Below are 8057 nucleotides of genomic sequence, written 5' to 3' on the forward strand. Positions count from 1 at the left end.
GATGGTTCTCCTGTGGTCGGAAAAGTCGGTGCGAGAAGTGGGAAGGTCAGTGGTTCGCGGAGGCGAGCTCGTCCTCGACGGCGCGGCGCAGCCGCTCCTCGATGTCCTCGACGCCGATCTGCTGGAGGATCTCGAAGAGGAAGCCGCGGACCACGAGCCGGCGCGCCTCGTCCTCGGGGATGCCCCGGGACATGAGGTAGTACAGGTGCTCGTCGTCCAGCTGCCCCGTGGTGGAGGCGTGGCCGGCACCGGCGATGAGGCCGGTCTCGATCTCCAGGTTCGGCACCGAGTCCATGCGCGGGCCGTCCTCCAGGAGGAGGTTCCGGTTGAGCTCGTAGGTGTCGGTGCCCTCCGCGGTGGCGCGGATGAGGACGTCGCCGACCCACACGCCGTGGGCGTTCTCGCCCTGCAGCGCGGACTTGTAGGTCACCCGCGAGGTGCAGTTCGGCTGGGAGTGGTCCACGAACAGCCGCGACTCCAGGTGCTGGCCGGCGTCGACGAAGGTCAGCCCGTACATCTCGACCGAGGCGCCGGGGGCGTCGAAGCGGGTCGAGGGGGTGACGCGCACGAGGTCCCCGCCCAGGGAGACGAGCACGTGCTTGAACGAGGACGCCTTGCCGAGGCGCGCGTGCTGGGCGGAGGCGTGCACGGCGTCGTCGTCCCACTCCTGCAGCGTCACCACGGTGAGGTTGGCGGACTCGCCGACGCGGAACTCGACGTTCTGGGACAGCACGGCGGACCCGTGGTGGCGCAGGACGACGAGGGCCTTGGAGAAGGGCTGGGCGTCGATCACGAGGTGCTGGGCCGCCGGGGTGGTGCCGGAGCCGTGGACGTCGACCACCACGGGGCCCTCGAGCTCGGCCTCCTGCGGCACGGTCAGCACCGTGGCCTCGGCGAAGGAGCTCCAGGCGTTGGCCGAGAGCCGGTCCTCGGGGACGCCGGCCGAGCCGATGCGGGCGTCGTCGCGGCCGACGGTCTCCACGCGCACGGCGTCGGAGTCGACGGTCACCACGGGCGCGGCGCCGGTCAGGGCGTCGGCGTGGAGCCCCTTGAGCCGCTTGAGCGGGGTGAACCGGAAGTCCTCCTCCTTGCCCGTGAGCTTCGGGAAGTCGGCGACGTCGTAGGACGTGCGCCGTCCGGCCCGGGAGGAGTCCGGCACGCCGGAGATGTCGCCGTGGGCGGTGTGCCGCACGAGGGTGTGGTCCGTGGCGTGCTCGGCGGCGAGCTTCTCGCCCTCCTGGGACATGCCCGGGATCGCCACGCGCTGGTCCCCGGTGGGTACGCCGTCGACCTTCTCGCCCATGTTGTCGCGGACGCCCTTGGCCGTCGTGACGGCCTTGTCGGCCACCGCGGTGGCCGTGGAGGCTGCGGCCTCCGCGGCGGTGCGAATCGTTTCGTTCAGCTTGGACATGTCAGCCAACGGATCCTTCCATCTGCAGTTCGATGAGGCGGTTCAGTTCGAGGGCGTACTCCATGGGGAGCTCGCGGGCGATCGGCTCGACGAACCCGCGCACGATCATCGCCATGGCCTCGTCCTCGGCCATGCCGCGCTGCATCAGGTAGAACAGCTGCTCCTCCGAGACGCGCGAGACGGTGGCCTCGTGGCCCATCGTCACGTCGTCCTCGCGGATGTCGACGTACGGGTAGGTGTCCGACCGGGAGATCGTGTCCACCAGCAGGGCGTCGCAGACCACGTTGGACTTCGAGCCGTGCGCGCCCTCGCGCACCTGCACGAGGCCTCGGTAGGCGGCGCGCCCGCCGTTGCGGGCCACGGACTTCGAGACGATCGATGACGACGTGTTCGGCGCGATGTGGACCATCTTGGAGCCGGTGTCCTGGTGCTGCCCCTCGCCGGCGAAGGCGATCGAGAGGGTCTCGCCGCGGGCGTGCTCGCCCGTCATGTAGACGGCCGGGTACTTCTGGGTGACCTTCGAGCCGATGTTGCCGTCGATCCACTCCATGGTGGCGCCCTCGTGGGCGATCGCACGCTTGGTCACGAGGTTGTACACGTTGTTCGACCAGTTCTGGATGGTCGTGTACCGGACGCGGGCGTTCTTCTTGACGATGATCTCGACGACGGCGGAGTGCAGCGAGTCGGTCTTGTAGATCGGCGCGGTGCAGCCCTCGATGTAGTGCACGTAGGAGTCCTCGTCCGCGATGATCAGCGTCCGCTCGAACTGGCCCATGTTCTCCGTGTTGATCCGGAAGTAGGCCTGCAGCGGGATCTCCACGTGCACGCCCTTGGGGACGTAGACGAAGGAACCGCCGGACCACACGGCCGTGTTCAGCGAGGCGAACTTGTTGTCGCCCACGGGGATGACCGTGCCGAAGTACTCCGCGAAGATCTCGGGGTGCTCCTTGAGCGCCGTGTCGGTGTCCAGGAAGATGACGCCCTGTTCCTCCAGGTCCTCACGGATCTGGTGGTAGACGACCTCGGACTCGTACTGGGCCGCCACGCCGGAGACGAGGCGCCCGCGCTCGGCCTCGGGGATGCCCAGCTTCTCGTAGGTGTTGCGGATGTCCTCGGGCAGGTCCTCCCAGGTCTGGGCCTGCTTCTCCGTGGAGCGCACGAAGTACTTGATGTTGTCGAAGTCGATGCCGGAGAGGTCCGCGCCCCAGGTGGGCATGGGCTTGCGGTCGAAGAACTTCAGGCCCTTCAGCCGCAGGTCGGTCATCCACTGCGGCTCGCTCTTCTTCGCGGAGATGTCCCTGACGACGTCCTCGTTGACGCCGCGGCGCGCCGAGGCGCCGGCGACGTCGGAGTCGGCCCACCCGTACTCGTAGGTGCCGATGCCCTCGAGCTCCGGGTTCTTCTCCAGGATGTCGGCGATGACAGTGTCGTTGCCGCTGGCGATCTGGTCAGTCATGACGGCCTTCCTCTGTGGTGTGGTCCGTTGTCCGGTCTGTGGTGTGGTCCGTGATGTCGTCCGGGGCGTGGTCCGCGACGGTCTGCGCCGCGACGGCCGCGGGGCGCAGGAGCGGGACGTGCGTGGTGCACACGTGCGCGCCGGCGGCCTGGGTGGAGAGCCTGCGGACGTCGGTGCCGAGCAGCCGGGCGATGAGCGCCGTCTCCAGCTCGCAGAACTGCGGGTAGCGTGCGGCGAGCTCACGGACGGGGCAGTGCCCCTGGCACAGCTGCGCCGAGACGATGGTGCGCTGCTCCCCGCGGCCGACGGCCACCTCGTTCGTGGAGGCCGCGAAGCCGTCCTGGCTGAGCAGGCGCACCAGCACGGGCAGCCGGTCGGCGACGTCGTCGCCCGCGGCCTCGACCTCGGGCCGGTAGGCGGCCTCCAGCCGGTCGACGCGGTCCTGGATGAACGCGCGCACCGCCTCGGGGCCGGCGACGCGCCGGATGGTCTCCATGGCGTCGGTGGCGATCTCCAGGTAGTCGTCGCCGAGCTTGGCGTGGCCCTCGGGCGCGACGACGTAGCGGCGTGCGGGACGGCCGGCACCGCCGCTGGGCCGGCGCACCATCGTCACCTCGACGATCCGCTGCTGCTCCAGGGCGTCGAGGTGGCGGCGCACGGCGGCGGGCGTCAGTTCCAGCATCTCCCCGAGATCGGCGGCGGAGACCGGGCCGTGCTCCAGGACGGCGCCGAGCACGCGCGAGCGGGTGTTCTCGTCCTGCTCCGCCCGCGGGCCGCCCGCGGAGCGGGCACTGCTCCGGACGTCCGTGGTCTGGGTCATGGAGAAACCGTGCGCTTCCTGGTCGGGGGTGGTGCTGGGATGCTTCCGTGCTGTTCCCGGCGCGGAGCTGGGGCCCCGTGACGTGTCGAATACACAACCGAAGTATGTCGTAATTCATTCCGGGGTCGCCAGTAAGCTGACCCTTACTCCGCACACCGGAGTCCGCTCCGGGGAATTCTTGACTTACTCATAATAACGGCTCCTCGGCTCGGGGCCAAGCGATCCGGGGCCCGGGCGCGCCCCACTACACTGGTCCGGTGCCCGCCCACAGTCCTTCCGGTTCCTCGCCAGCAGTCTCCTCGCCAGTGGTCTCATCCTCAGCGGTTCCCCCGTCCGCGGCGTCCTCGCCCGCACTGTCCATCGACCAGCTGGTCAAGGAGTTCCCGGTCGGCCGCCGTCGGCGCCGGGGCGGTACGCGGACCGAGACGGTGCGCGCCGTCGACGGGCTCTCGCTGACGGCCCGCCACGGCGAGGTCACGGCGTTGCTCGGACCCAACGGCGCCGGGAAGACCACCACCCTCGAGTGCGCCCAGGGGTTGCAGCGGCCCACAGGGGGAACCGTCCGCCTGCTCGGCGAGGACCCGTGGCGGGCCAGCCCGGACCTGCGGTCCCGGGTGGGCGTGATGCTCCAGGACGGCGGACTGCCGCAGGCGGTGCGCCCGGTCGAGCTGCTGCGCCACGTGGCCTCCCTCTACCGCAACCCCCGTGACATGGACGCCCTCGTGGAGCGCCTGGGGATCAACGCCTTCGACCGGACCGTGGTGCGCCGCCTCTCCGGTGGCCAGCGCCAGCGGGTGGCCCTCGCGGCCGCTCTCGCGGGCAACCCCGAGGTCGTCTTCCTCGACGAGCCCTCCTCGGGGATGGACCCGCAGTCCCGCAACATCGTGGTCGACCTCGTGCAGCAGCTGCGCCGCGAGGGCGTGTGCATCATCCTCACGACCCATCTGCTCGACGACGCCCAGCGCCTGGCCGATCAGGTCTACATCGTCGACCACGGCCGGGTCATGGCCCAGGGCTCCGTCGCGGACCTCGTGGCGCCCGGCGCCGACGGCCCCGCCGTGCTCACCCTGACCCTGGCTCCCGAGCAGCTGGACGCGCGCCCGTTCCCGTGGGAAGGGCCCGGCTTCCAGGCGGTCCGGGCCAGCCGCTCCGGGCGCACCGTGACGCTGACCGGGCCGCTCACTCCCCCGCTGCTCGAGGTCCTGACCCGGTGGTTCACCACCACGGGCGCGATGCCCGCGGCGATGTCCCTGCAGCCCCGCACCCTCGAGGACGTGTTCCTCGACATCTCCGGACGGGAGATCCGATGACCGCACCCACCGCCGAGCGCACGGCCCCCGCGCCCCTGGCCCGCCGGGTGGCCGCCCAGGCCGGCTACGAGACGCGCGCCGTGCTGCGCAACGGGGAGCAGCTGCTGCTGCTCGTCGTCCTGCCGCTCATGGGCCTCGTGGCGCTGACCCTCACGGACCTGCTGGACGGGGTCGTCCCGCAGGGCGCGTCCCGCGTGGACGTGGCGGTGCCGGGGGTGCTCGCCCTGTGCGTGCTCTCCAACGCCTTCTCGGGGCAGGGCATCCAGACCGGGTTCGACCGCCGCTACGGCGTGCTGCGCTTCCTGTCGACCACTCCCCTGGGCCGGGGCGGGCTCGTCGCGGGCAAGCTGCTGGCGATCCTGGCCGTCCTCGTCCTGCAGTACGTGCTCGTCGCCGCGCTGGGCGCGGCCCTGGGCTGGCGTCCCGACGTCGCCGCGGTGCTCGTCTCCCTCCCGGTCCTGCTGGTCGGGGCCGCCGCCTTCACCGGTCTGGGCCTGCTCCTCGCGGGCACCGTGCGCGCGGAGGCCACCCTGGCCGTGACCAACCTGGTCTGGGTGCTCCTCGCCGCCGTGGGCGGCACCCTGTTCCCCTCGAGCACCCTGCCCACGGGCCTGACCTGGCTCGTGGACCTGCTGCCCTCCGGGGCCCTGGGCGCCGCCCTGCGGGAGACCTTCCTCACCGGCGCCCCGAGCCTGCTGCCCGTGCTCGTCCTGATGGCCTGGGCCGCGGCGGCCTGGGCCGCGGCGGTGCGCTGGTTCCGCTGGAGCTGACCCGCGGCCGGTGCGCCCGCGCCGACGGATAAACTGGGCCCGGAGACACCACCGCCACCCCTTCCGGAAGTGACACCATGACCCGTGCCAGCGATCCCGCCGACGTCCGCGCGCGCGGCAGCCTCCTGCTGCCGACGCGGATCACCCCGTGGGTACGGTGGCTCGCCGTCGCCTCCCTGCTGGCCAACTCGCTGCTGATCCTCACCGGCGGGCTCGTGCGGCTGACCGGTTCCGGCCTGGGCTGTCCCACGTGGCCGCGGTGCACCGCCGAATCCTGGACCAACACCCCGGAGATGGGCGCGCACGGCGTCATCGAGTTCGGCAACCGGCTGCTGACGTTCCTGCTCGCCGCCGTCGCCGTGCTGACCTTCCTGGCCGTCCTGCGTCTGCGCGACCGGCACCGCGACCTCTTCCGGATCGCCCTCGTCCTCGGCCTGGGCATCCCGCTGCAGGCCGTGGTCGGCGGGATCACCGTGCTCACGGGCCTGAACCCGTGGGTCGTCGGGATCCACTACCTGATCTCCGGCGCGATGATCGCCCTGGCCACCGTGCTGGTGAACCGCACGCGCCGCCGCTCCCTGTCCACGGTCCAGGAGGCGGAACGGCCCGGCCAGGCCCCCACCCACCGCCGGACCGTCCGCCGTCTCATGGTGGGGATGGGCGTGCTCACCGTCCTCGTCCTCTACCTCGGCACCCTGGTCACGGGAACCGGGCCGCACGCCGGGGACGACTCCTCGGCCCGGCACGCCTTCGACGCCTACCTCATCACCCGCGCCCACGCCGTGCCGGTGTACCTCGTCGTCACGACCGTGCTGCTCGGCCTGTTCCTGGCCCGCCGGCAGCGCTGGCCCGTGCCCGTGGCCTCGAGCCTTCAGCTGGTGCTGGCCGTGCTCGTGCTCCAGGCGCTCATCGGCTACTACCAGTATTTCAACGGGGTCCCGGTCGTCGCGGTCGCCCTGCACCTGGTCGGCTCGGCCGTGCTGGTCTGGGCGGTCGCCCGGACCGTGGAGAAGGGCTTCGCCGTGACCCGCACCGAGGGCATGGTTCCAGGCCCCGCTCCGGACAGCCGTGGTGCCCGCACGACCGCGGCCCGGGGCTGAGGTCGCTCAGCTGCGCGCGTCCGGAGCCTCGTCGAGCAACTCCTCGACCGCCTGGGCGAGACGCTGACGGCTCGCCGACGGGATCGGCAGCAGCGGCCGCCGGGGCGGCGTCGTGCTGACCCCGCACACCTCCGCGAGGGCGTAGAGGGAGCTCAGCGGCCGCTCCTGCCGCAGGATCTCCAGCAAAGGCGCGAGGGCGGCTTGCCACGTCCGCACACCGCGCTCGTCGCCGTCGAACACCGCGGCCCGGTAGGCCGCGTACTGCCGCGGCAGCACGGCGGCGATTCCCGAGTGCCACGCCGCGTCCGGCGCCGCCTCGTGGATCAGCCGCTCTCCGCTCACCCCGTGGGCGGTCCCCGGCTCGGCGAGCTCCGCGAAACGCCGGCGCCGCGCCGCGAACTCCGTGCCGGACTCCGCGGTGTCCTTGAAGGCCGTGACATTCTCCAGCCAGGACAGCTCCGCCGCGAGCTCGACAGGGTAGGTGAAACCCGTCGTCGTCGGATTGTTGTAGATGCACAGGGGCAGGGACACGGCTGCGGAGACCGTCTCCACCTGGTCCGCGATCTCCTGCGAGACCAGCGGGATGTAGGACAAGGGATTGAGGACGAGCCCGTCGGCACCGCCGTTCTCGGCGGCGTACGCCATCTCGAGGACCTCGCGCGTGGTCATAGCCGAGATCCCCGCGGCCACCGGGGTCTCCGAGCCGCGGGCGGCCTCCACAGCCACCCGGACGACCTCCGCCCGCTCCTCCCCCGAGAGATAGGCGAAGCTGCCGGAACTGCCCAGGACCACCACACCGTCCACGCCGGATCGGGCCAACCGGCCGACGTAGCGCTCGAGCGACTCGAGGTCCAGTCGGCCACCCTGCCGGAACGGCGTGATCGGGTAGGCGACGAGTCCGGTGAAGGTCATCCTGAGCATGCAACCATCCTAGATCCGGGCCGGGGGCAGCCCGGTGCGGGGTACGGCGGAACGGCTCAACGGCCTCGGGCCGGGGACGGCGTGGACCTCGACCGGGCGAACAGAGGTGAAGAAAGGCGGGGTGCGTGCGCGCAAGCCCTGCCTGCAGGACCAGAAAACCTTCACCCGGTGCCTGAACCTCTCCGAGCTCCGATCCGGCCGTAAGGCCCTCGCCGGCCTGAGCGCCGGCAGCGCCCCCGGGGAAAAATGACGGTCCGAGAACCCCGTCG

Annotated in this window: 7 protein-coding genes; 3 read left to right on the plus strand and 4 right to left on the minus strand. The window is 71.5% G+C overall.

What is annotated here, in order from left to right; translation table 11 throughout:
- Nucleotides 1–46: 46 nt before the first annotated feature.
- The 3 genes from sufD to ACH9EU_RS15355 form a co-directional block, all read right to left on the minus strand.
- On the minus strand, nucleotides 47–1303 hold the full coding sequence (gene sufD / locus ACH9EU_RS15345) for a Fe-S cluster assembly protein SufD (RefSeq protein WP_396414790.1): 1257 nt from the start codon (nucleotides 1301–1303) through the stop codon (nucleotides 47–49).
- A gap of 109 nt (nucleotides 1304–1412) precedes the next feature.
- Nucleotides 1413–2867: a Fe-S cluster assembly protein SufB gene (gene sufB / locus ACH9EU_RS15350; protein WP_396414781.1), complete on the minus strand. Its 1455-nt coding sequence runs from the start codon at nucleotides 2865–2867 to the stop codon at nucleotides 1413–1415.
- Nucleotides 2860–3687, minus strand: a complete 828-nt coding sequence (locus ACH9EU_RS15355) for an ArsR family transcriptional regulator (RefSeq protein WP_396414782.1) — start codon at nucleotides 3685–3687, stop codon at nucleotides 2860–2862. The genes sufB and ACH9EU_RS15355 overlap by 8 nt, the downstream gene beginning before the upstream one ends.
- Before the next feature lie 305 nt (nucleotides 3688–3992).
- Here ACH9EU_RS15355 and ACH9EU_RS15360 point away from each other — a divergent pair, with 305 nt between their 5' ends.
- The 3 genes from ACH9EU_RS15360 (at nucleotide 3993) to ACH9EU_RS15370 (ending at nucleotide 6867) form a co-directional block, all read left to right on the plus strand.
- Nucleotides 3993–4997, plus strand: a complete 1005-nt coding sequence (locus ACH9EU_RS15360; protein WP_396414783.1) for an ATP-binding cassette domain-containing protein — start codon at nucleotides 3993–3995, stop codon at nucleotides 4995–4997.
- Nucleotides 4994–5767, plus strand: coding sequence for an ABC transporter permease (locus ACH9EU_RS15365; protein ID WP_396414784.1), 774 nt, complete (start codon nucleotides 4994–4996; stop codon nucleotides 5765–5767). The genes ACH9EU_RS15360 and ACH9EU_RS15365 overlap by 4 nt, the downstream gene beginning before the upstream one ends.
- 77 nt (nucleotides 5768–5844) lie before the next feature.
- Nucleotides 5845–6867 carry a COX15/CtaA family protein gene (locus tag ACH9EU_RS15370; protein WP_396414785.1) on the plus strand — a complete coding sequence of 341 codons (1023 nt, stop codon included), beginning with the start codon at nucleotides 5845–5847 and terminating at the stop codon, nucleotides 6865–6867.
- 6 nt (nucleotides 6868–6873) lie between these two features.
- Here ACH9EU_RS15370 and ACH9EU_RS15375 read toward each other — a convergent pair whose 3' ends face one another.
- Nucleotides 6874–7788 carry a dihydrodipicolinate synthase family protein gene (locus ACH9EU_RS15375; protein ID WP_396414786.1) on the minus strand — a complete coding sequence of 305 codons (915 nt, stop codon included), beginning with the start codon at nucleotides 7786–7788 and terminating at the stop codon, nucleotides 6874–6876.
- Between the last annotated feature and the right edge of the window lie 269 nt (nucleotides 7789–8057).

The sequence above is a fragment of the Kocuria rhizosphaerae genome (genome assembly GCF_044462265.1).
In the GTDB taxonomy this organism is placed as follows: domain Bacteria; phylum Actinomycetota; class Actinomycetes; order Actinomycetales; family Micrococcaceae; genus Kocuria; species Kocuria rhizosphaerae.